The sequence below is a fragment of the Planctomonas deserti genome (assembly GCF_003067705.1).
GTDB lineage: Bacteria > Actinomycetota > Actinomycetes > Actinomycetales > Microbacteriaceae > Planctomonas > Planctomonas deserti.
In genome coordinates this window covers 242,030-267,632 of record NZ_QANL01000004.1, presented here as the reverse complement: position 1 = coordinate 267,632, position 25,603 = coordinate 242,030, and the positions used below count along the sequence as shown (strand labels likewise).

Genomic DNA, 25,603 nt, shown 5'->3' with positions numbered 1-25,603 from the left:
ACTTAATCGACTCTCGGGTTAGGAGACACCACACGCATGTCCGGTCATTCCAAGTGGGCGACGACCAAGCACAAGAAGGCGATCATCGACTCTCGCCGTGCGAAGTCGTTCGCGAAGCTCATCAAGAACATCGAGGTCGCGGCCAAGATCGGCGGCGCGGACCTCGCGGGTAACCCGACCCTCGTCGACGCCATCCAGAAGGCCAAGAAGACCTCCGTCCCGAACGACAACATCGACCGCGCCGTCAAGCGCGGTGCGGGCCTGCTCGGCGAGGTCGTCGATTACCAGACGATCATGTACGAGGGCTACGGGCAGAACGGCGTGGCCATGCTCGTCGAGTGCCTCACCGACAACAAGAACCGCGCCGCAGCGGAGGTTCGCACCGCCATGACGCGCAACGGCGGCACCATGGCCGACCCCGGCAGCGTCGCCTACAACTTCCACCGCAAGGGCGTCATCGCGGTCCCGCACAGCGACGGCCTGTCCGAGGACGACGTGCTGATGGCCGTGCTCGACGCGGGCGCCGAGGAGGTGCTGGACCACGGCGAGCTGTTCGAGGTGCGCACCGACCCGTCCGCCCTCGTGAACTCGCGCACAGCGCTGCAGGAGCAGGGCATCGACTACGACTCCGCGGACATCGAGTTCGTGCCGTCGCTCAAGGTCGAGGTCGACCTGGAGACCGCGCGCAAGGTGCTGAAGCTCGTCGACGCCCTCGAGGACCTCGACGACGTGCAGAACGTCTACGCGAACTTCGACATCCCCGCGGACGTGCAGGCTCAGCTCGACGACGAGGAGTAGGGCGGGTTCCGCGATGCCGCACCGCGTGCTCGGCATCGACCCCGGCCTCACCCGGTGCGGCATCGGCGTCGTCGACGTGCTGCCGAACCGCACGGCGACGCTCGTCGACGTGCTCGTGCTGCGCACCACGGCGGACATGCCGCTCGAGCAGCGCCTGCTCGTGATCGGCGACGGGATCGAGCGCCTGCTCGACGAGCACCGCCCGGCCGCCGTGGCGATCGAGCGGGTGTTCGCGCAGCAGAACCGCGGCACGGTCATGGGCGTGGCCCAGATCAGCGGCGTCGCCCTGCACGGCGCCGCCCGGCGCGGCATCCCCGTGGCCCTGCACACCCCGAGCGAGGTCAAGGCCGCGGTGACCGGCTACGGGTCCGCGGACAAGCGGCAGGTCGGCACCATGGTCGCGCGCATCCTCGGGCTCCTCGAGCCGCCGAAGCCCGCCGACGCCGCCGACGCGCTCGCCATCGCCATCTGCGCGGCGTGGCGGTCGGGCGGCATCCCCTCCGTCGCCGCTCCGGGGCGGCGCGGCATCCCCTCGGTAGCCGCGGGATCCGGTGCCACCACCCCCGCGCAGGCCGCCTGGCTCGCCGCGGAGAAAGCCGCACGGGGCCGCTGACCCTCTCCACCCCGTCCCCCCACCCCGTGAGGTGCCCGAAGCGGTCCTCAATCGAGCGATTTCGCGTCCTTTTCGGGCACCTCAGGGGATGGAGTTGGCGGCTGTCGGCGGGGCACCGCCGGGACGTCGGGGGTTGCTCCTAGGCTGTGCCGGTGATCTCCTCTCTGCGCGGCACCGTGCTCGTCGCCGCCGGCTCGACGGTCGTTCTCGACGTCGGCGGGGTCGGCTACGGGGTTCAGGTGACGCCCGCCCACGCACTCGGCCTCCGGGTCGGTCACGAGGCGACCCTGCTCACCTCCCTCGTCGTCCGGGAGGACTCGCTCTCCCTGTTCGGCTTCCCCGGCCAGGACGAGCTGCACATCTTCGACCTGCTCTGCGGCGTCACCGGCGTCGGCCCCAAGTCCGCCATGGGCGTGCTCGCGGCCCTCGACCCGGCGGCCATCGCGTCCGCCGTCGCCACCGAGGACGACGCCGTGTTCCGGCGGGTCTCCGGCATCGGCCCGAAGACGGCCAAGCTCATCATCCTGCAGCTCGCGGGCAAGGTCGTGGTGACCAGCCCGCCGGTGTCCCGCGCGGCCGCCGCACCCGCCGGGGTGCAGTCGAGCGTGCTCGCCGCCCTCGTCGGCCTCGGTTGGTCGGAGCGGGCCGCGGCGCAGGCCGTCGACGAGGTGCTCGCCGAGGCGAACGGCGACTCCGAGTCCGTGCCCGCCGTGCTCCGCCTCGCGCTCGCCCGGCTCGGTCCCGCCCAGTCGAGCGGGGTGTCGCGATGACCGCCCCCGACAGCGTGCCCGAGGTCGCGAACCCCGAGGTCGAGTCGGATGCCGAGCTCGCCTTCGAGGGGGCGCTGCGCCCGAAGACCCTCGCCGAGTTCGTCGGCCAGACCAAGGTGCGCGGGCAGCTTCAGCTGCTGCTGCGCGCGGCGGAGATGCAGAGCCGCACGCCCGACCACATCCTGCTCGCGGGTCCGCCCGGGCTGGGCAAGACGACCCTCGCCATGATCGTCGCGCAGGAGGGCGGCCGCCCGCTGCGCATGTCGAGCGGACCCGCCATCCAGCACGCCGGCGACCTCGCGGCCGTGCTCTCCTCCCTGGTGCCCGGCGAGGTGCTGTTCATCGACGAGATCCACCGCATGGCCCGCTCCGCCGAGGAGATGCTCTACCTGGCGATGGAGGACTTCCGCATCGACATCATGGTGGGCAAGGGCGCGGGCGCAACCTCCATCCCGCTGGACCTCGCACCGTTCACGCTCGTGGGCGCGACCACCCGCAGCGGCCTGCTGCCCAATCCGCTCCGCGACCGCTTCGGCTTCACCGCCCACCTCGAGTTCTACGACGAGGCCGAGCTCGAGCAGGTGCTCGTGCGGGCCGCGTCGCTGCTCGAGCTGCGCATTGACCGGCGCGCGATCGCCGAGATCGCCGGGCGCTGCCGCGGCACGCCCCGCATCGCGAACCGGCTGCTGCGCCGTGTGCGCGACTACGCGCTCGTGCACGGCACGGACGCCGACCTCGCATCCGTGCACGCGGCGCTCGACCTCTACGACGTCGACCCGCTCGGCCTCGACCGGCTGGACCGCGCGGTCATGGAGACGATCCTGACCCGTTTCGGCGGTGGCCCGGTCGGCCTCAGCACGCTCGCCGTCTCGGTGGGCGAGGAGCCGGAGACCATCGAGTCCGTGGTCGAGCCGTTCCTCGTGCGCATCGGCCTCCTGAGCCGCACGCCCCGCGGCCGCGTCGCCACCCCGTCCGGGTGGCGCCACTTCGGGGTGCAGCGCGGTCAGGAGGGGCTGTTCGGTGATGACCTATAATTTCAAGCGGCCTCAGGAACACCCAGTCCTCTCTCTGACGCGCCTCAGCCACAATTTCCGAAAGGCTTCGTGATCCATGGATCCGTTCACCCTCATCATGCTCGCGGTCCTCGCGCTGCTCATCTTCTTCATGTTCCGCAACGGACGGAAGCGGCAGCGTGACCTGCTCGAGCTGCAGGAGAAGATGGTGCCCGGGGCCGAGGTCATGACCAGCTTCGGCCTGTACGGCACGCTCCTCTCGATCGACGAGGAAAACAACATCGTCGTCGTCGAGACGTCGCCCGGCTCCACCGTGCGGCTCCACCGCCAGTCCCTCTCCCGCGTCGTCGACCCGGTGACTGCGGAGAGCGTCGAGGACGCGACCGTTGTCGACGGCAACGGCGGCCCGAGCGTCCGGCTCGACGAGACCGACATCGCCCGCCCGGACACCGACGCCCCGGGCAACGGTCCCAAGCGGGTCGACGAATAACCACCGACAATGCACGCTCCGGGGCTTTCGGCCCCGGAGCGTGCGCGTAGAAAGCTGAGTCCGTAGTTGGCAAAGTCGTCGACCCCCGTGCGCAAGGCACGGCGCTCGCTGATCTGGCTCCTCGTGATCATCGGCATGCTCGTCGCCGGTAACGCGGCGAGCGTGATCTTCTCCAATGGTTCCTGGACCCCGAAGCTCGCCCTCGACCTCGAGGGCGGAACGCAGATCATCCTCGCGCCGCAGCTCGCGGGCGGCGAGGAGGCGCGTCCGTCCGCCGAGCAGCTCTCCCAGGCGGTGGCCATCATCCGCCAGCGCGTCGACGCGAGCGGCGTCTCCGAGGCGGAGATCAACACCCAGGGCGGGTCGAACATCGTCGTCTCCATCCCGGGTCGCCCGGACGAGGAGACGCTGAACCGCATCGAGCAGTCCGCGAAGCTCGAGTTCCGTCCGGTGCTCATTGCGGGAGCCCCCGGCACGACCTCGGTGGGCGAGACGCCGACCCCGGGTGCCGAGGCGCCCGCCGGCGAGACCCCCGCAGCGGAGGCCCCCGCGGGGGAGACCCCGGCGGCGGAGGCGCCCGCGGCGGAAGCGCCCGCCGAGACGCCGGCCCCCGAGCTCGAGTCGACCCCGACGGCGAGCCCGACGGACGGCAGCGACCTCGCGTGGGTCACGCCGGCCCAGCAGGCCGCCTTCGACGCGTACGACTGTGCGGCCGCGGACAACGACAACAGCGCCGCCCCCGAGGACGAGCCCCTTATCACCTGCGAGTCCGACGGATCGGTGAAGTACCTCCTCGGCCCCGTCGGCGTCTCCGGTGAGCGCATCTCGAACGCGACGAGTGGCCTGGAGACCACCCAGCAGGGCGCGAGCACCGGCCGCTGGGCCGTCAACATCGTGTTCGACGGCGAGGGCACCAAGCAGTTCGCCGACATCTCGACCCGCCTCGTCGCCCTCGAGGCGCCGCGCAACCAGTTCGCCATCGTGCTCGACGGCCAGGTCATCTCCGCCCCGGTCACGCAGGGCGCCGTCACGAACGGCAAGCCGAGCATCACCGGAAGCTTCGACCAGGAGTCGGCCAAGACCCTCGCCGACCAGCTGAAGTTCGGCGCGCTGCCGTTCAACTTCACGGTGCAGAGCTCGGAGCTGATTTCCGCGACCCTCGGTTCCGCGCAGCTCGTCAGCGGCCTCCTCGCCGGTGTCATCGGCCTCGTGCTCGTCGTGCTGTACTCGCTCGTGCAGTACCGCGCGCTTGCCGCCGTGACCATCGCGTCGCTCGTGATCGCGGCGATCGTCACCTACCTGCTCATCACCCTGATGTCCTGGCGCGAGGGGTACCGGCTCTCCCTCGCGGGCGTCGCCGGTCTGATCGTGGCGATCGGCATCACGGCGGACTCGTTCATCGTCTACTTCGAGCGCATCAAGGACGAGCTGCGCGACGGCCGCGGGCTGGTCTCCGCTGTCGAGTCGGGCTGGAAGCGCGCGCTGCGCACGATCATCGCGTCCGACACGGTGAACTTCCTCGCCGCGGGCGTGCTGTTCATCCTCGCCGTCGGTAACGTCCGGGGCTTCGCGTTCACGCTCGGCCTGACGACGATCGTCGACCTCATCGTCGTGTGCCTCTTCACGCACCCGATGCTGCAGCTGCTCGCCAACACCCGGTTCTTCAACGAGGGCCACCGCCTCAGCGGCCTCGACCCCCGCGCACTCGGCGCCGTGTACCGCGGCCGCGCCTCCTTCCGCACGCCCGTGGCGGGCGGCGGGGGCAAGAACGCCCCGAGCGCCAAGGAGGCGGAACGCCGCCGCACCATCGCCGAGCGCAAGGCCGAGGAGGAGCTCGTCTCCTCCGGCCGCGTCCGCTCCACCAAGTCGGAGAAGGATTCCTGATGGCCAGCTTCACGCGCTTCGGCAACGACCTCTACACGGGTCGGCGCTCCTTCGACATCGTCGGCCGCCGGAAGCTCTGGTACCTGATCGCGATCGCCGCGATCGCGATCTCCGTGCTCGGCCCGGTTCTGCGGGGCGGGTTCACCTTCGGCATCGAGTTCACGGGCGGCTCCGAGTTCCAGATCGCGGGCGCCGAGTCGACCGACCAGAGCCTCGCGACGGACGCCGTCGCCAGCGTCACCGACGTCCCGGCCCGCGTCTCGATCGTCGGCAACGACGCGATCCGCGTGCAGACCGACACCCTCGAGGACGGCGACCAGAGCGCCGCGGTGCGCCAGGCCCTCGCGGAGGCGTACGACGTGCCGTCGGAGGACGTCACGGAGTCCTTCATCGGACCGTCGTGGGGCGGGGACATCACCCAGTCGGCCGTGCGCGCGCTGGTCGTCTTCCTCCTGCTCTCGGCCGTCGTCATGGCCATCTACTTCCGCACCTGGAAGATGTCGGCCGCCGCGCTCATCGCGCTGCTGCACGACCTCGTGCTCACCGCCGGGATCTACGGCATCACCGGCTTCGAGATCACCCCCGCCGCGGTCATCGGGTTCCTCACGATCCTCGGCTACTCCCTGTACGACACCGTCGTGGTGTTCGACAAGATCCGCGAGAACACCATGGAGGACGGCACGGAGTCGCGCCGGACGTTCGGCGAGTCGGTGAACCTCGCGGTGAACCAGACCCTCGTGCGCTCGATCAATACCTCGATCGTGGCGATCCTGCCGGTCGCGTCGATCCTCTTCATCGGCGCCGTGCTGCTCGGCGCGGGCACGCTGCGGGACATCGCGCTCGCGCTGTTCATCGGCATCCTGGTGGGCACGTACTCGACGATCTTCATCGCCGCTCCGCTCTACGCGCACCTGCGCGAGGGTGAGGACGCCGTGAAGAAGGCCGACCAGCGCACGCTCGCGAACCGCGCCAAGGCGGCGGCCGAGCGCCAGGCGGTGTCGGCGTGAGCGCCGCACAGGGCTCCGTGCCGGGCGTCGACCCGGCCACGGCGATGGCCCGCATGGCGTCCGGCGCCTGGCTGCTCGACGTGCGCGAGAGCGACGAGTGGGAGGCCGGCCACTCGGCCGCAGCCCACTTCCTGCCCATGTCCCAACTCCAGGAGCGGGTGGACGAGGTGCCCTCCGACGTCCCGGTGCTCGTGATCTGCCGCTCCGGCGCCCGGTCCGCCGCCGTCACGGGTGCGCTCCGCCAGGCCGGCTACGACGCCACCAACGTCACGGGCGGCATGCAGGCGTGGCGCGCGGCCGGCGGAGACGTGCTGACGTCCGACGGCGCGGTCGGCCAGGTCATCTGAGGGCGAACATCGGACGTTCATGGCTTTCCGCGGTGCTACTTTTGAGCGTACGAACCGGGACGGAGGTGCGGCCATGAGCGAGACGACGACCTCCACGACGGCGTCGCTGCGCCGCCTCGTGCCGCGGCTCTTCTCCCGCGCACAGCCCGCGGGTGCTGTCGACACACTCCTGCGCACCGTGCGCACCCACCACCCGAAGGCCGACCTCTCGCTCATCGAGCGCGCCTACACCGCGGCGGAGCGGGCCCACGACGGCCAGAAGCGCCGCAGCGGCGAGCCGTACATCACCCACCCCGTCGCGGTCGCGCAGATCCTCGCCGACCTCGGGATCGGTCCGAAGACCATCGCGGCGGCGCTGCTGCACGACACCGTCGAGGACACCGACTACACGCTGGACATGCTCCAGCACGACTTCGGCGACGAGATCGCGATGCTCGTCGACGGCGTCACGAAGCTCGACAAGGTCAAGTACGGCGACAGCGCGCAGGCCGAGACGGTGCGCAAGATGATCGTCGCGATGTCGAAGGACATCCGCGTGCTGATCGTCAAGCTCGCGGACCGCCTGCACAACGCGCGCACCTGGGGCTTCGTGCCCGCGGAGTCCGCGGCCCGCAAGGCCAAGGAGACCCTCGAGATCTACGCGCCGCTCGCGCACCGCCTGGGCATCCAGACGATCAAGTGGGAACTCGAGGACCTGTCCTTCGCCGTGCTCTACCCGAAGCTCTACGAGGAGATCGAGAGCCTCGTGCGCTCCCGCACCCCGCAGCGCGAGGAGTTCGTGCAGCACGTCATCGACGCGGTCAACGAGGACCTGCGCGCCGCCCGCATCCGCGGCAAGGTCGTGGGCCGGCCGAAGCAGTACTACTCGATCTACCAGAAGATGATCGTGCGCGGCCGCGAGTTCGACGAGATCTACGACCTCGTCGGCATCCGCGTGCTCGTCGACTCGCTGCGTGACTGCTACGCGGTGCTCGGCTTCATCCACGCCCGCTGGACGCCCGTGCCCGGGCGGTTCAAGGACTACATCGCGACGCCCAAGTTCAACCTCTACCAGTCGCTGCACACGACGGTCATCGGGCCCGAGGGCCGGCCCGTCGAGATCCAGATCCGCACGTACGAGATGCACCAAAGGGCCGAGTTCGGCGTCGCGGCGCACTGGAAGTACAAGGAGCAGGTCAACGGCGGCAAGAGCACGGGCGCCGCCGTGCAGACGGACACCGAGATGGCCTGGCTCGCCCACATCTCCGACTGGCAGGCCGAGACCGCCGACCCGAGCGAGTTCCTCGACTCGCTGCGCTTCGAGATCGGCGCCAAGGAGACCTACGTCTTCACGCCCAAGGGCAAGGTCATCGGCCTTCCCGCCGGCGCGACGCCGGTCGACTTCGCCTACGCGGTGCACACCGACGTGGGCCACCGCACGATGGGCGCCAAGGTCAACGGGCGCCTGGTGCCGCTCGAGTCGACGCTGTCCAGCGGCGACGTCGTCGAGGTGTTCACGTCGAAGAACCCCGACAGCGGCCCCAGCCAGGACTGGCTCACCTTCGTCAAGAGCCCCCGGGCGCGGAACAAGATCCGCCAGTGGTTCACCAAGGAGCGCCGCGACGAGGCCATCGAGCAGGGCAAGGACGCGATCGCGCGCGCGATGCGCAAGCAGAACCTGCCGCTGCAGAAGCTGATGAGCCAGGACGTCATCTCCGAGGTCGCCTCGGGCATGCGCTACGCCGACGTCGACGCTCTGTACGCCGCGCTCGGCGAAGGCCACATCTCGACGCAGTCCGTGATCGAGAAGGTGCTCGCGTCGATCCAGGGCGACACGGACGACGACGAGGACGAGGTCGTCCTCCCCGTCACCCAGCGCTCGCGCTCGACCGTCAACAGCGACTCCGGCGTGCTCGTGCGCGGCGCCCCCGACATCCTCGTCAAGCTCGCCAAGTGCTGCACGCCGGTGCCGGGCGACGAGATCGTGGGCTTCGTGACCCGCGGGTCCGGCGTCTCGGTGCACCAGCGGGTGTGCCACAACGTCGCGCAGCTCCTGCAGGAGCCGGAGCGGATGATCGACGTCGAGTGGGCGCCGTCGTCGAAGAGCCTCTTCCTGGTGCACATCCAGGTCGAGGCGCTCGACCGGGCGGGCCTGCTCTCGGACGTGACGCGGGTGCTGTCCGAGCACCACGTGAACATCCTCTCGGCCAGCGTGTCGACGTCCAGCGACCGGCTCGCCATCAGCCGCTTCGTCTTTGAGATGGGCGACACCACCCACCTCGACCGGGTGCTGAACGCCGTGCGGCGCATCGACGCGGTGTACGACGTGTACCGCGTCAACGCCGGCTGATCCCCGGGTGGTGCTGAGCCCGGGCTCGTGCTGAGCCCCGGGTAGTGCGGGCTCAGAGCCCGAGCGACCGCAGCCGCCCGAGCGCCCTCCGCTTGTGCGGGAGGTGGCTCCGGGCGGCGATGGCGCGGGCGCAGTCGTCCGCCGCCGCGCCCGTCATGCGGAGCAGGGCGGAGACGGTGCGCGCCTCGCGCACCCCGAAACGCGACTCGAAGCGCACGATGTCCGTCGCGGTGCGCAGCGGGGTCGTGACCGTGAGGCCGCGCAGCGACGCCGTGTCGCCCTCGGCGAGCAGGACCTCGCGCACGGCGAGCCGCGACCGCGGCGGGGGATGCACGCGGGCGCCCGCGTCAACGCACAGCCGGTGGATGGCGGGCGGCCGCTCGAGCGCGCCCCACACCCAGGCGGCGCTGTCCCGCTCGGCGATAAGCCGCGGAGGCACGCTCCGGGCGAGCGCCTCAGCACGCTCGCCCGCGCCGAGCACGGAGTCCACCGGGCAGAAGCACTCGTCTAGCGCGACCAGCTCGCCGTCGAGCCGCGCCGCGCAGAGCTCCGCCAGAGGGAGGTCGGGTGCCGCGAGCACCGCGGGGAGCCGGTCCTGCATGCGGCCATGGTCGCCGCTCCGCCGGGCACCGCGAACGGGACCGGGCGATGTGTGCAGTGCCCGGGAGGATCGCCCGCTGTGCGCGGCCGGACCGGGCGCGGGAGCATCCGGGCACGATTCAGGCCCAACGGCGACACGCCGCATCTCGGGTGCCGAGATGCGGCGTGTCGCAGCTGAACCTGAATCAGGAACGGGTCTGGGTGCCTGCGCAGGGGCGGGCGAGGGTCAGCGCAGGGCGTCGAGCCAGACCCGGCGGGCGTTGAGGGCCTCCTCGGCTGCCGCGATCTTCCGCGCGTCGCCCGTGGCGCGGGCCTCGGCCAGCTCGTCCTCGAGCTTGCTGATGGCGCCCTGGAGCTGGCCGGCGAGGCCCTCGGACCGCGCCTTCGTCTCCGGGTTGTTCCGCTGCCAGTGGTCGTCGTCGAGCTTCCGGACGTGCGTCTCGACCTTGCGCAGGCGATCCTCGACCGTCTTCACCTTGTCGCGGGGCACCTTGCCGATCTCGTCCCAGCGCAGCTGCACGGCCGTGAGCTTCTCGCGGGCGGCCGCCCGGTCCGTGATGGTGAGGATCGTCTCCGCCTCGTCGAGCAGGGAGAGCTTCTGCTGGAGGTTGCCCTCGAACTCCTCGTTGTCGCGGGCGTCGACCTCGGCCTTGGCCCCGTAGAGCGCGTCGCCCGCGGCCTTGAACTTCGCCCACAGGGCGTCGTCGTAGCGCTTGCCGGCCCGGCCCGCCTTCTTCCAGTCCTCGAGCAGCCCGCGGTAGGCGGGGATGCCCGCCGCGCCCTGGGCCGCGAGGGCCTCCGCGCGCTCGACGAGACCCTGCTTCGCGGTGCGGGCGTCGCGGTGCACCGTGTCCAGCTCCGCGAAGAACGCCTTGCGGTGCTGCTCGATCGTCGTGCGGGCGGCGCGGAACCGCTTCCAGAGCTCGTTGGCCTCGCCCTTGGGCAGGCGCGGGCCCTCCTGCTGGTGCTTCTGCCAGCGCGCGAAGAGCGCGTCCAGCTGAGCGGTCGTCTGCTTCCACTGGGCCTTGGCGGGGTCCTGCGCGGCGAGGCTCTCGACCTCGGCGACGATGGCGGTGCGCTCCGCGATGGCCGCGTCGAGCTGCGCCTTCGCCTCCTCGCTCTGCTTCTCGGTGAGCTCGCTCACGCTGGCGGCGAGCGTCTGCAGCCGGTCCGCGAGCGCCTGCAGGTTGCCGACGGCGTTGGCCCCGGTGACGCTCTCGGTGAGGTGCGCCACGGCCTTGGCGATGTCCGACGCCGACGCGCCGGCCTTGGCCCGCTGCTCGAGCAGGGTCACCTGGCCGTTCAGGTCGGCGAACTTGCGCTCGTAGTAGGCGAGCGCCTCCTCGGGGGTGCCGTCCGGGTACTCGCCGACGACACGTTCGCCGTCGCCCTCGCGCACGTAGACCGTTCCGGTCTCGTCGACGCGACCCCAGGGGGCCTGGTTCTCACTGCTCACAGAACTCACCTTGTTCTTCAGCCTTAACGCTCAGCACCGGACGCACCGGCTTCGGGAAGTGGTTTCACAGCCTATTGCACCGGCCGTGGGGCGCTACTGGACGCGAACGCTCGTGATACTGGTCGGCACGACCGGGGCGCCGTCCGCGGCACCCTCCGGGCTGATGCCCGCATCCGCGATGTCGCTCACGAGTGCGTCGAGCCCGCTCGTGACGCGGCCGAAGATCGTGTAGCCGCCGGTGGCCGGATCGAGCGGCGTCTCCTCGTAGACCACGAAGAACTGGGTGCCGTGGCCGTAGGGGTCGGCGGTGCGCGCCATGGCGATCGTCCCCGCCGGGTACATGGCGTCCGCGGGGGCGTTCTCGATGGGGCCCCAGGTGAAGCCGGCGTCGCCCGTGCCGTCGCCGTTGGCGGAACCGCACTGCAGGATCGCCGGGGTGAGGCGGTGGCAGGTCTTGCCGGGGTAGAAACCGCTCTGGGCGAGGCTGACGAAGACGGAGGTGGCCTGCGGGGCGGCGGCGCCGTCCAGCTCGATGCCGAGCGTCACGTCGTCGTTGAGCACGAGCTCGCCCGTCCAGGTGCGACCCTCGGCGAGCTCGGCGGAGGGCACGGGGCCCACGTTCGCGCCCGCGGTGGCGGAGGGGGTCGGGGTCGGGGTGGGGGACTCGGCCGGGTCCGGCGTGCCGGGACCACCGGCGAAGTAGAAGAGCTGGGCGACGGTCGCCAGGGCGAGCACGACCACGAGGGCGATGCCCGCGATCAGGTTGTCGCGGCGGCGGCGGCCGATGCGGCGCTCGTGCACCGTGCGCCGAGCAGCATAGGCGCGGGCCCTCTGCCGTGCCTCACGAAGTTCGCGTCCGCTGCGCTGTGCCATGGCATCCTTCCTCTCGCCTGCCCGTCGTCCCCGGTGCGCGGGTGGCATACCGATCGTTCCGGAACCACCCGATCCGACCCAGTCCGATCCGACCCAGTCCGATCCGACACAGAAGACTACTGGCCGCGACGCCGAGGGCCCTGCCCGCGGCTCGGCCGCGCCGGTCACCGGTGCTGCCCGGAGGCCGGGGAGGATCCGGGCGTCCACGGCGGTCGGACTCTGTCGGCCGCCCGAACTACCATCGACGTCATGACGAATCTGGGCCTCGGGCTGCGCTCGGGCTCGACCCCGCTCGCCGTGCGCATGCGCCCGAAGAGCCTCGACGAGGTCGCGGGGCAGCGGCACCTGCTCACCCCGGGCTCGCCGCTCGTCAGCCTCGCGAACCCCGACTCCCGGCTGCAGGGCACGGTGTCCGTGATCCTGTGGGGCCCTCCCGGCACGGGCAAGACCACCCTCGCCCAGGCGATCGCGCACAGCTCCGGACGCGCCTTCGTCGAGCTCTCCGCGGTGACCGCGGGCGTGAAGGACGTCCGCCAGGTCATGGAGAAGGCCATGAGCGACCGCGATCTCTACGGCTCGTCCACCGTCCTCTTCCTCGACGAGATCCACCGCTTCACGAAGGCCCAGCAGGACGCGCTGCTGCCGGGCGTCGAGAACGGTTGGGTGATCCTCGTCGCGGCGACGACCGAGAACCCCTCGTTCTCCGTGATCTCCCCGCTGCTGTCGCGTTCCCTGCTGCTCACCCTGCAGCCGCTGAGCGACGAGGACCTCGGCACGTTGATCGACCGGGCGGTGACGGACCCGCGGGGCCTTGCCGACCGGTACGAGCTCGCCTCCGACGCCCGCGACATGCTCATCCGGCTCGCCTCCGGGGACGCCAGGCGTGCCCTCACCGCGCTCGAGGCCGCCGCGGTCACCGCCGGCAGCGCCGGAGCGGGCGCCGCCGGCCCCGCGGAGGACGACGAGGACGAGGACCCCGGCGCGCTCGGGGCCTTCTACGGCGGCGGCGAGGACGACGACGAGGATGAGGATGACGAGGACGGCGCCGCGGAGGCGCCGGAAGCCGCGCCGAAGCCGCTCATCACCGCGGACCAGGTGGCCACGGCCGTCGACCGCGCTCTGCTCCGCTACGACAGGAACGGCGACGAGCACTACGACGTCATCAGCGCCTTCATCAAGTCCATCCGCGGCTCCGACGTCGACGCCGCGCTGCACTACCTGGCCCGCATGATCGAGGCGGGGGAGGACCCGCGCTTCATCGCGCGGCGCATCATCATCTCGGCGTCCGAGGACATCGGCATGGCGGACCCGCAGTCGCTCGTCATCGCCACCGCCGCCGCGGACGCCGTGCAGTTCATCGGCATGCCGGAGGGGCGCATCCCCCTCGCCCAGGCCGTCGTGCACCTCGCGACCGCGCCGAAGTCGAACGCGGCGTACCTGGGCATCAACGCGGCGATCGCCGACGTGCGGGCGGGCCACATCGGCCGCGTGCCCAAGCACCTGCGGGACGCCCACTACGCGGGCGCCAAGCGGCTCGGGCACGGCAAGGGCTACGTCTACCCGCACGACTCGGACATCGGCGTCGTGCGCCAGCAGTACCTCCCGGACGAGCTGCGCGACACGCGGTACTACTCGCCGACCCAGCACGGCCACGAGCGCGAGGTGTCGTCGCGGGTGGAGAAGCTGCGCCGCATCGTGCGCGGCGAGTGAGATCTGATAGTATTTCCGATGCCTAAGTCTGTGTTCGCGTGCGGCTGCGTCGAACTCGAGACCACGGGATCCGTTCTGTAGCCGAACGCCCCTTGGCGAATCCCTCTGCTTGACCGATCGGCGACATCGCCGTGCGGCTTTCGTGTGCGTGCGCGCACACGGACGAAGCCTGCCCGAGATCGGGCGCGCGTCGTCACCCAAGAGAATTCACCACGTCGAAAGGAACCCGTGTCTACCAAGTCACGTACCCACAGCAAGACCCGCCTCTCGCGCGCGCTGGGCATCGCCCTCACGCCGAAGGCCGCGAAGTACCTCGAGAAGCGCCCCTACGGCCCCGGCGAGCACGGCCGGTCGAAGCGCAAGCAGGACTCCGACTACGCGGTGCGTCTGCGCGAGAAGCAGCGCCTGCGCGCCCAGTACGGCATCCGCGAGGCGCAGCTGCGCATCATCTTCCAGGAGGCGCGTCGCGCCCAGGGCCTGACCGGTGAGAACCTGGTCGAGCTGCTCGAGATGCGTCTCGACGCCCTCGTCCTGCGCGCCGGCTTCGCCCGCACCACGGCGCAGGCCCGCCAGTTCGTCGTGCACCGTCACATCCTCGTCGACGGCAAGATCGTCGACCGCCCCTCCTTCCGCGTGAAGCCGGGCCAGATGATTCACGTCAAGCAGCGCTCCGAGGGCACCGACCCGTTCCAGGTCGCCGCCGCCGGTGGTCACGTCGACGTGCTCCCCAAGGTTCCGGGCTACCTCGAGGTCGAGATCGACAAGCTGCAGGCCCGCCTCGTGCGTCGCCCGAAGCGCGCCGAGGTCCCCGTGACCTGCGAGGTCCAGCTGGTCGTCGAGTACTACGCGGCCCGATAGTCCCCTCGCCGCTGCCCGGGTAACCGGAAGCGGCCGGACGCACCGCTAATGTTGAGGCGGACCACCCCCGGGTGGTCCGCCTCTCATGCTTCTATCGGAAGGGTCACACCATGTCTGGTGGAGACATCGCCGGCCTCATCGCCGCCGGAGTATTCGCAATCCTCGTCGCGTTCCTCGCGCTGCCCCTGATCAAGCTCGGCGGGGTGCTCGACGAGACCCGCGCCGCCATCCGGGAGGCGAGCAACGGCGTGTCGCCGATCCTCGAGGAGACGACGATGACGATCCGCGAGGCCAACAAGCAGATCGGCCGCGTCGACACGATCACGCGCAGCGTCGCCGATGTGTCGGGCAACGTGTCCGCCCTCGTCGCGCTCTTCGCCGCGACGGTCGGCGGTCCGCTCATCAAGATCGCGGGCTTCAGCGCCGCGGTGAAGGCCGGGTTCGCCGGCCTCCGGCCCTCGCGCCGCGACGAGCCGCGGCACACGAAGTAGGCCACGGTCCACGAAGTAGGATCGTTCCCGGATCGACAGCGATCGACGGGAACGGCGATCGGCAAGGAGAGCGCGCGATGAACAGAGCCCTACTGCTCGGCACCGGCGTCGGAATCGGCACCGTGCTCGGCTTCGGGGTGGCGCATCTCGTCAGCCGCACCCCCGCGGGTGCCCGGTTCTTCGACGGCCTCAACGGCCGGCTGCAGGGGCTCGGCGCCGCCATGCGGACCGGCTACCGCGAGCGCGAGGCCGAGCTGCGCGCCGCCATCGGCGACGCCGAGGCCGCCGTCGCCGCCCTCGACCACTGATCGACCACACCTTCACCCGTGGCGGATCCCCGCCACCCACTTCTCGAACAACGGACACCATGCAGACTGCAGAAATCCGCCAGCGCTGGCTCGACTACTTCGCCTCGCGCGGCCACACCGTCGTCCCCTCCGCCTCCCTGGTGAGCGACGACCCGACGCTGCTGTTCACGGTGGCCGGCATGGTGCCGTTCGTGCCGTACCTCACCGGGCTCGTCCCCGCGCCGTACCCGCGCGCCACGAGCGTGCAGAAGTGCATCCGCACGAACGACATCGAGGAGGTCGGCAAGACCCCGCGGCACGGCACGTTCTTCCAGATGAACGGCAACTTCTCCTTCGGCGACTACTTCAAGGAGCAGGCGATCGCCTACGCCTGGGAGTTCCTCACCTCAGCGGAGGACGAGGGCGGTCTCGGCTTCGACCCGAAGGACCTCTGGGTCACGATCTACGAGGACGACGACGACGCGTTCCAGTACTGGAAGCAGACGGCGAACCTGCCGGACGAGCGCATCCAGCGCCTCGGCAAGGGCACGAACTACTGGTCCACCGGCCAGCCGGGACCCGCCGGCCCCTGCTCGGAGATCTTCTTCGACCGCGGACCGGCTTACGGCGCCGACGGCGGCCCCGCCACCGACGACGACCGGTACGTGGAGATCTGGAACCTCGTGTTCATGGAGTACCTCCGCGGCCAGGGCACCGGCAAGGACGACTTCGAGATCCTCGGCGAGCTGCCGAAGAAGAACATCGACACCGGCATGGGCCTCGAGCGCGTCGCCTTCCTCAAGCAGGGCGTCGAGAACATGTACGAGATCGACCAGGTGCGCCCGGTCCTTGACAAGGCCGCGGAGCTCTCCGGGCGCCGCTACGGCGCGAACCACGACGACGACGTGCGGATGCGCGTCATCGCCGACCACGTGCGCTCGGCGCTCATGCTCATCGCCGACGGCGTCAGCGTGTCGAACGAGGGCCGCGGCTACATCCTCCGCCGCCTGCTCCGCCGCACCGTCCGCGCCATGCGCCTGCTCGGCGTCGAGACGGCGACGTTCCCCGAGCTGTTCCCCGCCTCCCGCGACGCGATGAAGGCCGCATACCCCGAGGTGGAGTCCGACTTCGACCGGATCAGCCGCATCGCCTACGGCGAGGAGGAGACGTTCCTCCGCACCCTGGCGAGCGGCACGAGCATCCTCGACCTCGCCGTCGCGGACACCAAGACCAAGGGGGCCGGCGAGCTTCCGGGCGACACCGCGTTCCTGCTGCATGACACGTTCGGCTTCCCCATCGACCTCACCCTCGAGATGGCGGAGGAGGCGGGCCTCACGGTCAACCGCGCCGAGTTCGACCGGCTCATGGCGGATCAGCGCGCCCGCGCCAAGGCGGACGCGAAGACCAAGAAGACGGCGCTCGCCGACCTGTCGGTCTACAGCGCGTTCCGCGCCAAGGGCGAGACCGTGTTCACCGGCTACGACCTGCTCGAGACGGACACGAGCGTGCTCGGCCTCATCGTGAACGGCGAGTCCGTGCAGAGCGCCGCGGCCGGGGACATCGCCGAGGTCATCCTCGCCGAGACGTCGCTCTACGCGGAGTCCGGCGGCCAGGAGGCCGACGCGGGAAGCATCGTCGGCAACGGCTTCGACCTCGAGGTGCTCGACGTGCAGCGCCCCGTCAAGGGGCTCGTGAGCCACCGCGTGCAGGTGCGGAGCGGCGAGGTCGGCGTCGGCGCGGCCGCGCGCACCGTCGTGGACGCGGAATGGCGCCGCGGCGCGACCCAGGCGCACTCCGGCACCCACCTGGTGCACGCGGCTCTGCGGCAGATCCTCGGCCCGCAGGCGCACCAGTCCGGCTCCTACAACAAGGCCGGTTACCTCCGCCTCGACTTCGCCTGGAACCAGGGCCTGTCGGCCGAGACCCGCAGCGAGATCGAGGAGGTGGCGAACAACGCGATCCGCGAGGACCTCGAGGTCGTCACCCGCGTCCTGCCCCTCGACGAGGCCAAGGCCCTCGGCGCCATGGCGCTGTTCGGCGAGAAGTACGGCGACCTCGTGCGCGTCGTCGACATCGGCGGCCCGTGGTCGCGCGAGCTCTGCGGCGGCACCCACGTGCGGCACAGCAGCGAGATCGGCATCATCAACCTGGTGAGCGAGTCCTCCATCGGCTCGACGAGCCGGCGCATCGAGTCGCTCGTCGGCCGGGACGCGTTCCGCGACCTCGCGACCGAGCGCGCCATCGTGTCCGAGCTCACGGCCAGCCTGAAGACGCCGCGCGAGCAGCTGCCCGACCGCATCTCCGAGCTCCTCGCCAACCTCAAGGCGGCCGAGAAGAAGATCGCGGAGTACGAGTCGCGCCAGCTCGCCGGCCGCGTGCCCGAGCTCGTCGCCTCCGCGACGCGGGTCGGCGAGGTGACCCTGGTCAGCGAGTCGGTCGGCTCTCTCCGCTCCACGGACGAGCTGCGTCAGCTCGTGACGAGCGTGCGCGAGCGCCTCGGCAGCGACGCGGCGGTCGTGGCGTTGGCCGCAGAGGTCTCCGGCAAGCCCGCCGTGATCGTCGCGACCAACCCGGCGGCCCGCGAGACCGGCGTGCGCGCCGGGGTGCTCGCGCGCGGCGCCGCGGGCGTGCTCGGCGGTGGCGGTGGCGGCAAGGACGACCTCGCGCAGGGCGGCGGCTCCGACGTGTCGGCGATCCCCGCCGCACTCGAGTCCGTCACCTCGAACTTGGCGGCATAGCCGTGCGGCGCGGGGTCCGGATCGGCGTCGACGTCGGTAAGGCCCGCATCGGCGTCGCCCGCAGCGACCCCTCCGGCCTGATCGCCACGCCGGTCGTCACCGTGGCGCGGGCTGCCGACGGCGATGCCGACGTGCGCGAGATCCTGGCTGCCGCGACGGAGCACGACGCCATCGAGATCGTCGTCGGCCTGCCCCTGTCGCTCTCCGGCGGGCGCACGCCGTCGACGGATGATGCGGAGCGGTTCGCCGAGCGCATCGCGGCGGCGTCCCCGCTGCCCGTGCGACTTATCGACGAGAGGCTCTCCACCGTCTCCGCGCAGTCGGCGCTCAGCGCGTCCGGCCGGAACACGCGCAAGTCGCGGCCGGTGATAGACCAGGTCGCGGCCGTTATAATCCTGCAACACGCACTCGACAGCGAGCGGGCCGGTGGTAGCGCGCCGGGCACCGTTGTCCTGACCGAAGGACCGTGACCTGACTCCGCAGCCTCCGCCGCGACTCCCGAACACCGGCAGCGACGCCGATGCCGGGCCCGCGCGCGACCCATTCGCCGACCTCTTCTCCGCCGAGCCCGAGAAGGCCGCCCCGACGTCGGGATCCGGCGCCCGACGGCCGGGCAGGCCCACGCGGCCGGGTCGCCGCCGCCATCCGAAGTGGCCGTACGTGCTCGTCGTCCTCGCGCTGCTGCTCGGCGGCGGCGTCGCGTTCGTGATGGGCACCGTCGTGCCCGCGGTCCAGGGCATCTTTGCCCCCGAGGAGGCGGACGACTACACCGGCGCCGGTGAGGGCGAGGTGCTCGTTGTGGTCTCCTCCGGCGACACCGGCACGACCATCGCCGAGATGCTCGAGGCCGAGGGCGTCGTCAAGTCCTCCGATGCCTTCTACGAGGCCGTCATCGGCCGCAGCCCCGAGCCGGTGTTCCAGCCCGGCACCTACTCGGTCGCCCAGAAGATGAGCGCGTCCGCCGCCCTCGACCGGCTCCTCGACCCGGCGAGCCGGGTGGAGGACACCGTGGTCATCCCCGAGGGCACGTCGGTGCGCGGCATCCTCCCCCTGATCGCGGAGTCGACCGAGATCCCGCTCGCCGATCTCGAGGCCGCCGCGGCGGACTTCGGCTCGTACGGGCTGCCCGCCGAGGCGCCGAGCCTCGAGGGCTACCTCTTCCCCGCGACGTACCAGTTCCAGCCCGGGACGACGGCGCGCGACGCCATCCAGCAGCTCGTCGACCGCCAGTTCAAGGCGCTCAACGACGCCGGCGTGCCCGAGGGGGACCGGCACCGCGTGCTCACCCTCGCGTCGATCATCCAGCGCGAGGCGCGCTACTCGGACGACTTCTTCAAGGTCTCCCGCGTGTTCACCAACCGCCTGGACATCGACATGCCGCTGCAGTCGGACGCCACGGTCTCCTACGGCGCCAACTCGACCGGCCGGGTCTCCACGACCGACGCCGAGCGCGCGGACCCGAACCCCTACAACACGTACGTGTACACGGGCCTCCCCGTGGGCCCGATCTCGAACCCGGGGGACCTGGCGATCAAGGCCGCGATGTCGCCGGCGGACGGCCCGTGGCTGTACTTCGTGACGGTCAACACGCTCACCGGCGAGACGAAGTTCTCCGAGACCCTCGGCCAGCACGAGGCAGCGGTTGCGGAGTGGCAGCAGTTCATGCGGGACAACCCCGGCAATGAGTGACGCGCGGGCCGTGCGCCTCGCGGTGCTCGGGTCGCCCATCGCGCATTCGCTCTCGCCCGCCCTGCAGGGGGCCGCGTACCGGACGCTCGGCCTGGACTGGGACTACGGCATCCGCGAGGTGACAGCCGATGGCCTCGCCGGCTTCCTCGCGGGGCTCGGTCCCGAGTGGCGCGGCCTGTCGCTGACCATGCCGCTGAAGCGGACGGTGCTGCCCCTGCTCGACGCGATCGACCCGGTGGCCGAGGCGACCGGCGCCGCGAACACGGTGCTGATCGGCCGCGACTCGGGACGGCGGACCCTGACCGGCTTCAACACCGACGTCCACGGCGTCGCCCGGTCCCTGCGGGACGCCGGGGTCGACCGGGTGGGCACGGCGCGCGTGCTCGGCGGCGGGGCGACGGCCGGATCGGTCATCGCCGCCCTCGCGGACCTGGGCGCCGAGCGCATCCGCGTGACCGTGCGCGACGTCTCCCGGGCGGCGGACCTCGCCGACCTCGGCGGGCGACTCGGTGTCGACGTCGCGCTGCACGTCTTCGGCGACGGCGCAGACCGGGCTGATGACCCGCCGGACGTCGTGGCGAGCACGCTGCCCGCCGTGGCCGGTGCTCCGGTGGACTTCCCCGACGACGTGGCGCGGAAGGCCGTGCTGTTCGACGTCGTCTACGCGCCGTGGCCGACGCCGCTCGCCGCACGGTGGCTCTCCGTCGGCGGCAGGGTGGTGCCGGGCATCGACATGCTCATCCATCAGGCGCTGCTGCAGGTGCGCATCTTCGTGGGCGGCGACCCCGCCGTCCCGCTGCCCGACGAGGCGTCCGTGCTCGCCGCCATGGCCGCGAGCGTCGACCGGGAGCTCGGTCGCGACTGGCGAGGCCCCGTCGCTGTGGGAGGATTTTAGGCATGCTGCGCTGGTTGACCGCCGGGGAATCCCACGGCCCCGAACTCCTTGCCATTCTCGAGGGGTTGCCCGCGGGCGTGCCCGTGTCCCTCGACGACATCCGCGCCGACCTCGCCAGGCGCAAGCTCGGCTACGGCCGCGGCGCCCGCATGAAGTTCGAGCAGGACGAGCTGAACCTCTCCGGCGGCGTCGTGCACGGCCGCACCATCGGCAGCCCCGTCGCCGTGCGGATCGGCAACACGGAGTGGCCGAAGTGGGTCGACGTGATGAGCCCCGAGCCCGTGGCGCCCGAGGCGCTGAAGGGCGGCCGCGCCGCCCCGCTCACCCGCCCCCGCCCCGGCCACGCCGACCTCGTGGGCATGCAGAAGTACGGCTTCGACGAGGCCCGCCCGGTGCTCGAGCGCGCCAGCGCACGCGAGACGGCGGCGCGCGTCGCCCTCGGCGCGGTCGCCCGCTCGTTCCTCGCCGAGCTCGGCATCACGCTCGTGAGCCACACGCTCTCCATCGGTCCCGTGCGCGTGCCCGAGGACGCGCCGCTGCCGACGCCGTCCGACGTCGCCGCCCTCGACGGCGATCCACTGCGCTGCTTCCACGCCGAGACCTCCGCCCGCATGGTCGAGGAGGTGGACGCCGCCCACAAGGACGGCGACACCCTCGGCGGCATCGTCGAGGTGCTCGCCTACGACCTGCCGCCCGGCCTCGGCTCGCACGTGCACTGGGACCGCAGGCTCGACTCGCAGCTCGCGGCCGCGCTCATGGGCATCCAGGCCATCAAGGGCGTCGAAGTCGGCGACGGCTTCCTCACCACGACGCGTCGCGGATCGCAGGCGCACGACGAGCTGCTGCCGTCCACCGACGGCATCGCGCGCGCGAGCGACCGCGCCGGCGGCACCGAGGGCGGCATGAGCACCGGTACCGTGCTGCGCGTCCGCGCGGGCATGAAGCCCATCGCGACGGTGCCGCACGCGCTGCGCACCATCGACGTGGCCACCGGCGACGTCGCCCAGGCGCACCACCAGCGCTCGGACGTGTGCGCCGTTCCCGCAGCGGGCGTCGTGGCCGAGGCCATGGTCGCGCTGACGCTGGCGAACGCCGTGCTCGAGAAGTTCGGCGGCGACTCGGTGCTCGAGACGCGCCGCAACCTCGACGGCTACCTCGCCGCCATCCCGGAGGCGCTGCGCACGAGCGCGTCCCCGGCCCTGCTCTAGTGGCGATCGTCCTCATCGGCCCGCCCGCCGCGGGCAAGACGAGCGTGGGACGCAAGCTCGCCAGGCGGCTGGGGATCGAGTTCGTCGACACCGACAAGCTCATCGTCGCCGCGCACGGACCCATCGCCGACATCTTCCGGGAACACGGCGAGCCGCACTTCCGCGCCATCGAGCGGGAGACCGTGGCCGAGGCCCTCCGGCGGGACGCCGTCGTCTCGCTGGGCGGGGGAGCCGTGCTGCACCCGGACACGAGGAGCGACCTCGCCGGCGGACCGGTCGTGCTGCTCACCGTGAGCCGCGAGGCCGTGGAGGCCAGGATCGGCGGGTCGAAGCGGCCGCTCGTGCAGGGCATCGACTCGTGGCAGGCGCTCGTGGACGCGCGGGCCGACCTCTACGCGTCGCTCGCCTCCGTGACATTCGACACCTCGGAACGCCCGATCTCGTCGATCGTGGCCGACATCGCAGACTGGGTAGGGGAGAGCAGATGACCGACACCGCGAACGGAAGCACCGAGATCCGCGTCACGGGGGCGACCCCGTACTCGATCCACGTGGGCACGGGCGTGCTCGGCCGCCTGGCGGGGGAGCTCGGCCAGAAGGTGCGCAAGGTGCTGATCGTGCACGCGCCGCCGCTCGGCCAGCTCGCCGAGCAGCTGCGTGAGGAGCTGCGCGGAAGCTACGAGGTGTACCTCGCCGAGGTGCCGGACGCCGAGGGTGCCAAGCGCGTCGAGGTCGCCGCGTTCTGCTGGAAGATCATGGGCACGACCGACTTCACCCGGTCCGACGCCGTCGTGGCGTTCGGCGGGGGAGCGACGACGGACCTCGGCGGCTTCGTGGCGGCGACCTGGCTGCGCGGCGTGAAGCTCGTGCAGATCCCGACCACCGTGCTCGGCATGGTGGACGCGGCCGTGGGCGGCAAGACCGGGATCAACACCGACGAGGGCAAGAACCTGGTCGGGGCGTTCTACGCGCCCGCCGCCGTGCTCGTCGACTTCGACCTGCTCGCGAGCCTGCCGCGCAACGAGATCCTCGCCGGCTTCGCCGAGATCGTGAAGGCCGGCTTCATCGCCGAGCCCGAGATCCTCGACCTGCTCGAGGCGGACGTCGACGCGACAACCGACCCGACGACGCCGCAGTTCCGGCGAGCCGTCGAACTGGCGATCGCGATGAAGGCCCGCGTGGTGAGCGACGACTTCACCGAGCAGGGGCAGCGCGAGATCCTCAACTACGGCCACACCCTCGGCCACGCCATCGAGCACGCCGAGCGCTACCAGTGGCGGCACGGCGCCGCCGTCTCGATCGGCATGGTGTTCGCGGCCGAGCTGTCGCGGCTCACCGGGTCGCTGAGCGACGAGGCCGTCGACCGGCACCGCCGCATCCTCGAGTCGCTGACGCTGCCGATCAGCTACCCGGCCGGTCGCTGGCAGACGCTGCTCGCGACGATGCAGCGGGACAAGAAGGCCCGCGCGGGGATGCTGCGCTTCATCGCGCTCGACGACATCGCGAAGCCGACCGTGCTGAACGGCCCGGAGGAGTCGATCCTCTTCGCCGCCTACCAGGAGATCGCCTCCTAGGTGGGGCTGGGGCGCGCGGCCGCTGAGCCATGCGATCCCTGAGCCATGCGGTCCCTGAGCCTGTCGAAGGGACGTGACGTCGCTTCGACAGGCTCAGCGACCGTGTGGGCTCAGCGACCGTATGGGCTCGGCGATCGACACCTGGGGCGCGGCGTTAGGCTCGGGGACCATGAGCAGCGCGCCGGCCACGACCGCCACCGTCCTCGTCCTCAACGGACCGAACCTCGGTCGCCTCGGCAGCCGCGAGCCCGACGTCTACGGCACCGGGTCGCTCGAGGACCTGCGGGGCGTGCTCGAGGCTGATGCCGCCGGCCTCGCCGCTATCGACCTGCGGCAGACGAACGACGAGGCCGAGCTCATCGGCTGGCTGCACGAGGCGGTCGACGCGGAGCTGCCGGTGATCCTCAACCCCGCCGCCTTCACGCACTACTCCTACGCCCTGCGCGACGCCGCCGCGTTGGTGACGAAGGCGGGCCTGCCGCTGCTCGAGGTGCACCTGTCGAATCCGCACGCGCGGGAGGAGTTCCGGCACACGAGCGTCATCTCCGCGGTCGCGACCGGGGTCATCGCCGGGCTCGGCTTCGGCTCCTACCGGCTCGCGCTCGCGCACGTGCTGGGCAGCTACCGCTAAGCTAGACCGTCGGACCGCGCGTTCCGCCCGTCTCCACGCGCCCTCGCTCTCCCCGATCCCCAAGGAATTCTCTTCACTATGGCTTCAACCGCGGACATCCGTAACGGCGTCGTGCTCAACATGGACGGCCAGCTCTGGACCGTCATCGAGTTCCAGCACGTCAAGCCCGGCAAGGGTGGCGCGTTCGTGCGCACCAAGGTCAAGAACGTGATGAGCGGCAAGGTCGTCGACCGCACGTTCAACGCCGGCGCGAAGATCGAGACCGAGACCGTGGACCGCCGCGACTTCACCTACCTGTACCAGGACGGCGACGGCTACGTCTTCATGGACGCGACCGACTACGACCAGATCACGTTGTCGGCCGCCCAGGTCGGCGACGCCGCGAACTACCTGCTCGAGAACCAGACCGTCACGGTCGCGCTGCACAACGGCGACCCGCTCTACGTCGAGCTGCCCGCATCCGTCGTGCTCGAGATCACCTACACCGAGCCCGGCCTGCAGGGCGACCGCTCGACCGGTGGCACCAAGCCCGCGACCGTCGAGACCGGCTACCAGATCCAGGTGCCGCTGTTCCTCGAGACCGGCACGAAGGTCAAGGTGGACACCCGCACGGGCGACTACCTCGGCCGCGTCAACTAGCGCTCCGCGCGCGGAAGAGACGCCATGAGTGCAAGGACCAAGGCGCGCAAGCGCGCCCTCGACGTGCTGTACGTCGCGGACGTGCGTCAGATCTCCATCCAGGAGTCGCTCGACGCCGAGGCCGCCCGCGCGCGCCTGAACCCGGAGCGCGACTCGTCTTGGGCGTACGCGCGCCAGCTCGTCACCGGCGTGATGGACCACTTCGACGAGATCGACGAGCTCATCGTCACGTTCTCGGTGAACTGGACGCTCGCGCGCATGCCCACCATCGACCGCGCCATCCTGCGGCTCGGCATCTGGGAGATCCTCTACAACGACGAGGTGCCGAACGGCGTCGCGATCTCGGAGGCCGTGGAGCTCGCCCAGACGCTCAGCACGGACGACTCCGCGAGCTTCGTCAACGGCATGCTCGCCCGCATCGCCCAGACCGCGGGTTAGAGACCGCGCCTGCGGTTCACCGCGTTCCGTTGGCTCCGGTGCCTCTCGGCCTCCTGTCGCTCAGGCGGCAGTCGATACTCGTCCCCCGACGCAATTCAGCAGATCCGCGCCGACTCGCCGCTGGCCGGTCCGGACACGCCGAAGCGCCCTCGGGATCTGCTGAGATGCGTCGGGTGCGGGACGGGATCTGCTGAGTTGCGTCGGGTGTGGGGCGGGATCTGCTGAGTTGCGTCGGGTGCCGGGCGGGATCTGCTGAGTTACGTCGA

The 25,603-nt window shown here is 71.2% G+C and carries 26 protein-coding genes; 23 read left to right on the top strand and 3 right to left on the bottom strand.

Going from position 1 to position 25,603, the window contains the following annotated elements:
• Nucleotides 1-36: 36 nt before the first annotated feature.
• The 9 genes from DAI20_RS14705 to DAI20_RS14665 all read left to right on the top strand — a co-directional run bounded on the left by DAI20_RS14705 (nucleotide 37) and on the right by DAI20_RS14665 (nucleotide 9,251).
• Nucleotides 37-798: a YebC/PmpR family DNA-binding transcriptional regulator gene (locus DAI20_RS14705; RefSeq protein WP_108252160.1), complete on the top strand. Its 762-nt coding sequence runs from the start codon at nucleotides 37-39 to the stop codon at nucleotides 796-798.
• 13 nt (nucleotides 799-811) lie between these two features.
• Complete coding sequence (ruvC, locus tag DAI20_RS14700; protein WP_108252158.1) at nucleotides 812-1,411, top strand: crossover junction endodeoxyribonuclease RuvC; 600 nt, start codon at nucleotides 812-814, stop codon at nucleotides 1,409-1,411.
• A 152-nt stretch (nucleotides 1,412-1,563) separates the two neighbouring features.
• Nucleotides 1,564-2,181, top strand: a complete 618-nt coding sequence (ruvA, locus tag DAI20_RS14695) for a Holliday junction branch migration protein RuvA (protein ID WP_108252610.1) — start codon at nucleotides 1,564-1,566, stop codon at nucleotides 2,179-2,181.
• Nucleotides 2,178-3,215, top strand: coding sequence for a Holliday junction branch migration DNA helicase RuvB (gene ruvB, locus DAI20_RS14690; protein WP_108252156.1), 1,038 nt, complete (start codon nucleotides 2,178-2,180; stop codon nucleotides 3,213-3,215). The genes ruvA and ruvB overlap by 4 nt, the downstream gene beginning before the upstream one ends.
• A gap of 76 nt (nucleotides 3,216-3,291) precedes the next feature.
• Nucleotides 3,292-3,684, top strand: a complete 393-nt coding sequence (gene yajC / locus DAI20_RS14685) for a preprotein translocase subunit YajC (RefSeq protein WP_108252154.1) — start codon at nucleotides 3,292-3,294, stop codon at nucleotides 3,682-3,684.
• Nucleotides 3,685-3,750: 66 nt separating this feature from the next.
• Complete coding sequence (gene secD / locus DAI20_RS14680) at nucleotides 3,751-5,568, top strand: protein translocase subunit SecD (RefSeq protein ID WP_108252152.1); 1,818 nt, start codon at nucleotides 3,751-3,753, stop codon at nucleotides 5,566-5,568.
• The gene (gene secF / locus DAI20_RS14675; protein ID WP_108252149.1) at nucleotides 5,568-6,575 is read left to right on the top strand and encodes a protein translocase subunit SecF; all 1,008 of its coding nucleotides are present in this window, start codon (nucleotides 5,568-5,570) and stop codon (nucleotides 6,573-6,575) included. Before secD ends, secF begins: the two co-directional genes overlap by 1 nt.
• On the top strand, nucleotides 6,572-6,922 hold the full coding sequence (locus tag DAI20_RS14670) for a rhodanese-like domain-containing protein (protein ID WP_240606093.1): 351 nt from the start codon (nucleotides 6,572-6,574) through the stop codon (nucleotides 6,920-6,922). Before secF ends, DAI20_RS14670 begins: the two co-directional genes overlap by 4 nt.
• 73 nt (nucleotides 6,923-6,995) lie before the next feature.
• A complete protein-coding gene (locus DAI20_RS14665; protein WP_108252147.1) occupies nucleotides 6,996-9,251 on the top strand; it encodes a RelA/SpoT family protein in 2,256 nt (751 codons plus the stop codon).
• A 52-nt stretch (nucleotides 9,252-9,303) separates the two neighbouring features.
• Here DAI20_RS14665 and DAI20_RS14660 read toward each other — a convergent pair whose 3' ends face one another.
• From DAI20_RS14660 to DAI20_RS14650, 3 genes are all read right to left on the bottom strand, one after another.
• On the bottom strand, nucleotides 9,304-9,852 hold the full coding sequence (locus DAI20_RS14660) for a type IV toxin-antitoxin system AbiEi family antitoxin (RefSeq protein ID WP_108252145.1): 549 nt from the start codon (nucleotides 9,850-9,852) through the stop codon (nucleotides 9,304-9,306).
• 225 nt (nucleotides 9,853-10,077) lie between these two features.
• Complete coding sequence (locus DAI20_RS14655) at nucleotides 10,078-11,307, bottom strand: DUF349 domain-containing protein (RefSeq protein WP_108252143.1); 1,230 nt, start codon at nucleotides 11,305-11,307, stop codon at nucleotides 10,078-10,080.
• Between the two features lie 93 nt (nucleotides 11,308-11,400).
• Nucleotides 11,401-12,180 (bottom strand): peptidylprolyl isomerase, encoded by a 780-nt coding sequence (locus DAI20_RS14650; protein ID WP_108252141.1) that lies wholly within the window; start codon nucleotides 12,178-12,180, stop codon nucleotides 11,401-11,403.
• A gap of 249 nt (nucleotides 12,181-12,429) precedes the next feature.
• Between DAI20_RS14650 and DAI20_RS14645 the strand changes: the two genes are divergently transcribed.
• The 14 genes from DAI20_RS14645 (at nucleotide 12,430) to nusB (ending at nucleotide 25,337) form a co-directional block, all read left to right on the top strand.
• Nucleotides 12,430-13,890, top strand: a complete 1,461-nt coding sequence (locus DAI20_RS14645) for a replication-associated recombination protein A (protein ID WP_108252139.1) — start codon at nucleotides 12,430-12,432, stop codon at nucleotides 13,888-13,890.
• A gap of 228 nt (nucleotides 13,891-14,118) precedes the next feature.
• A complete protein-coding gene (rpsD, locus tag DAI20_RS14640) occupies nucleotides 14,119-14,748 on the top strand; it encodes a 30S ribosomal protein S4 (RefSeq protein WP_108252137.1) in 630 nt (209 codons plus the stop codon).
• Between the two features lie 110 nt (nucleotides 14,749-14,858).
• Complete coding sequence (locus DAI20_RS14635) at nucleotides 14,859-15,239, top strand: DUF948 domain-containing protein (protein ID WP_108252135.1); 381 nt, start codon at nucleotides 14,859-14,861, stop codon at nucleotides 15,237-15,239.
• A gap of 77 nt (nucleotides 15,240-15,316) precedes the next feature.
• Nucleotides 15,317-15,547 (top strand): hypothetical protein, encoded by a 231-nt coding sequence (locus DAI20_RS14630; RefSeq protein WP_108252133.1) that lies wholly within the window; start codon nucleotides 15,317-15,319, stop codon nucleotides 15,545-15,547.
• A 59-nt stretch (nucleotides 15,548-15,606) separates the two neighbouring features.
• A complete protein-coding gene (gene alaS, locus DAI20_RS14625; RefSeq protein ID WP_108252131.1) occupies nucleotides 15,607-18,264 on the top strand; it encodes an alanine--tRNA ligase in 2,658 nt (885 codons plus the stop codon).
• Between the two features lie 2 nt (nucleotides 18,265-18,266).
• Nucleotides 18,267-18,734 carry a Holliday junction resolvase RuvX gene (ruvX, locus tag DAI20_RS14620; RefSeq protein WP_108252129.1) on the top strand — a complete coding sequence of 156 codons (468 nt, stop codon included), beginning with the start codon at nucleotides 18,267-18,269 and terminating at the stop codon, nucleotides 18,732-18,734.
• 190 nt (nucleotides 18,735-18,924) lie between these two features.
• Nucleotides 18,925-19,953, top strand: a complete 1,029-nt coding sequence (gene mltG, locus DAI20_RS14615) for an endolytic transglycosylase MltG (protein WP_240606092.1) — start codon at nucleotides 18,925-18,927, stop codon at nucleotides 19,951-19,953.
• Complete coding sequence (locus DAI20_RS14610; protein WP_108252127.1) at nucleotides 19,946-20,848, top strand: shikimate dehydrogenase; 903 nt, start codon at nucleotides 19,946-19,948, stop codon at nucleotides 20,846-20,848. Before mltG ends, DAI20_RS14610 begins: the two co-directional genes overlap by 8 nt.
• 2 nt (nucleotides 20,849-20,850) lie before the next feature.
• Nucleotides 20,851-22,056 (top strand): chorismate synthase, encoded by a 1,206-nt coding sequence (gene aroC / locus DAI20_RS14605; RefSeq protein ID WP_108252125.1) that lies wholly within the window; start codon nucleotides 20,851-20,853, stop codon nucleotides 22,054-22,056.
• Nucleotides 22,056-22,544 carry a shikimate kinase gene (locus tag DAI20_RS14600; RefSeq protein WP_108252123.1) on the top strand — a complete coding sequence of 163 codons (489 nt, stop codon included), beginning with the start codon at nucleotides 22,056-22,058 and terminating at the stop codon, nucleotides 22,542-22,544. The genes aroC and DAI20_RS14600 overlap by 1 nt, the downstream gene beginning before the upstream one ends.
• Nucleotides 22,541-23,629 carry a 3-dehydroquinate synthase gene (gene aroB, locus DAI20_RS14595; protein ID WP_108252121.1) on the top strand — a complete coding sequence of 363 codons (1,089 nt, stop codon included), beginning with the start codon at nucleotides 22,541-22,543 and terminating at the stop codon, nucleotides 23,627-23,629. The genes DAI20_RS14600 and aroB overlap by 4 nt, the downstream gene beginning before the upstream one ends.
• 169 nt (nucleotides 23,630-23,798) lie before the next feature.
• Nucleotides 23,799-24,260 (top strand): type II 3-dehydroquinate dehydratase, encoded by a 462-nt coding sequence (locus DAI20_RS14590; RefSeq protein WP_108252604.1) that lies wholly within the window; start codon nucleotides 23,799-23,801, stop codon nucleotides 24,258-24,260.
• A 78-nt stretch (nucleotides 24,261-24,338) separates the two neighbouring features.
• Nucleotides 24,339-24,899, top strand: coding sequence for an elongation factor P (gene efp / locus DAI20_RS14585; protein ID WP_108252119.1), 561 nt, complete (start codon nucleotides 24,339-24,341; stop codon nucleotides 24,897-24,899).
• 24 nt (nucleotides 24,900-24,923) lie between these two features.
• Nucleotides 24,924-25,337, top strand: coding sequence for a transcription antitermination factor NusB (gene nusB / locus DAI20_RS14580; RefSeq protein WP_108252117.1), 414 nt, complete (start codon nucleotides 24,924-24,926; stop codon nucleotides 25,335-25,337).
• Nucleotides 25,338-25,603: the final 266 nt, after the last annotated feature.

Coding starts and splice junctions, on each gene's coding strand:
- DAI20_RS14665 (WP_108252147.1), top strand. CDS start 6,996: ATGAGCGAGACGACGACCTCCACGACGGCGTCGCTGCGCCGCCTCGTG.
- alaS (WP_108252131.1), top strand. CDS start 15,607: ATGCAGACTGCAGAAATCCGCCAGCGCTGGCTCGACTACTTCGCCTCG.
- DAI20_RS14635 (WP_108252135.1), top strand. CDS start 14,859: ATGTCTGGTGGAGACATCGCCGGCCTCATCGCCGCCGGAGTATTCGCA.
- DAI20_RS14645 (WP_108252139.1), top strand. CDS start 12,430: ATGACGAATCTGGGCCTCGGGCTGCGCTCGGGCTCGACCCCGCTCGCC.
- nusB (WP_108252117.1), top strand. CDS start 24,924: ATGAGTGCAAGGACCAAGGCGCGCAAGCGCGCCCTCGACGTGCTGTAC.
- efp (WP_108252119.1), top strand. CDS start 24,339: ATGGCTTCAACCGCGGACATCCGTAACGGCGTCGTGCTCAACATGGAC.
- DAI20_RS14650 (WP_108252141.1), bottom strand. CDS start 12,180: ATGGCACAGCGCAGCGGACGCGAACTTCGTGAGGCACGGCAGAGGGCC.
- yajC (WP_108252154.1), top strand. CDS start 3,292: ATGGATCCGTTCACCCTCATCATGCTCGCGGTCCTCGCGCTGCTCATC.
- aroC (WP_108252125.1), top strand. CDS start 20,851: ATGCTGCGCTGGTTGACCGCCGGGGAATCCCACGGCCCCGAACTCCTT.
- DAI20_RS14610 (WP_108252127.1), top strand. CDS start 19,946: ATGAGTGACGCGCGGGCCGTGCGCCTCGCGGTGCTCGGGTCGCCCATC.
- DAI20_RS14590 (WP_108252604.1), top strand. CDS start 23,799: ATGAGCAGCGCGCCGGCCACGACCGCCACCGTCCTCGTCCTCAACGGA.
- DAI20_RS14705 (WP_108252160.1), top strand. CDS start 37: ATGTCCGGTCATTCCAAGTGGGCGACGACCAAGCACAAGAAGGCGATC.
- aroB (WP_108252121.1), top strand. CDS start 22,541: ATGACCGACACCGCGAACGGAAGCACCGAGATCCGCGTCACGGGGGCG.
- ruvB (WP_108252156.1), top strand. CDS start 2,178: ATGACCGCCCCCGACAGCGTGCCCGAGGTCGCGAACCCCGAGGTCGAG.
- ruvC (WP_108252158.1), top strand. CDS start 812: ATGCCGCACCGCGTGCTCGGCATCGACCCCGGCCTCACCCGGTGCGGC.
- DAI20_RS14660 (WP_108252145.1), bottom strand. CDS start 9,852: ATGCAGGACCGGCTCCCCGCGGTGCTCGCGGCACCCGACCTCCCTCTG.
- secF (WP_108252149.1), top strand. CDS start 5,568: ATGGCCAGCTTCACGCGCTTCGGCAACGACCTCTACACGGGTCGGCGC.
- DAI20_RS14630 (WP_108252133.1), top strand. CDS start 15,317: ATGAACAGAGCCCTACTGCTCGGCACCGGCGTCGGAATCGGCACCGTG.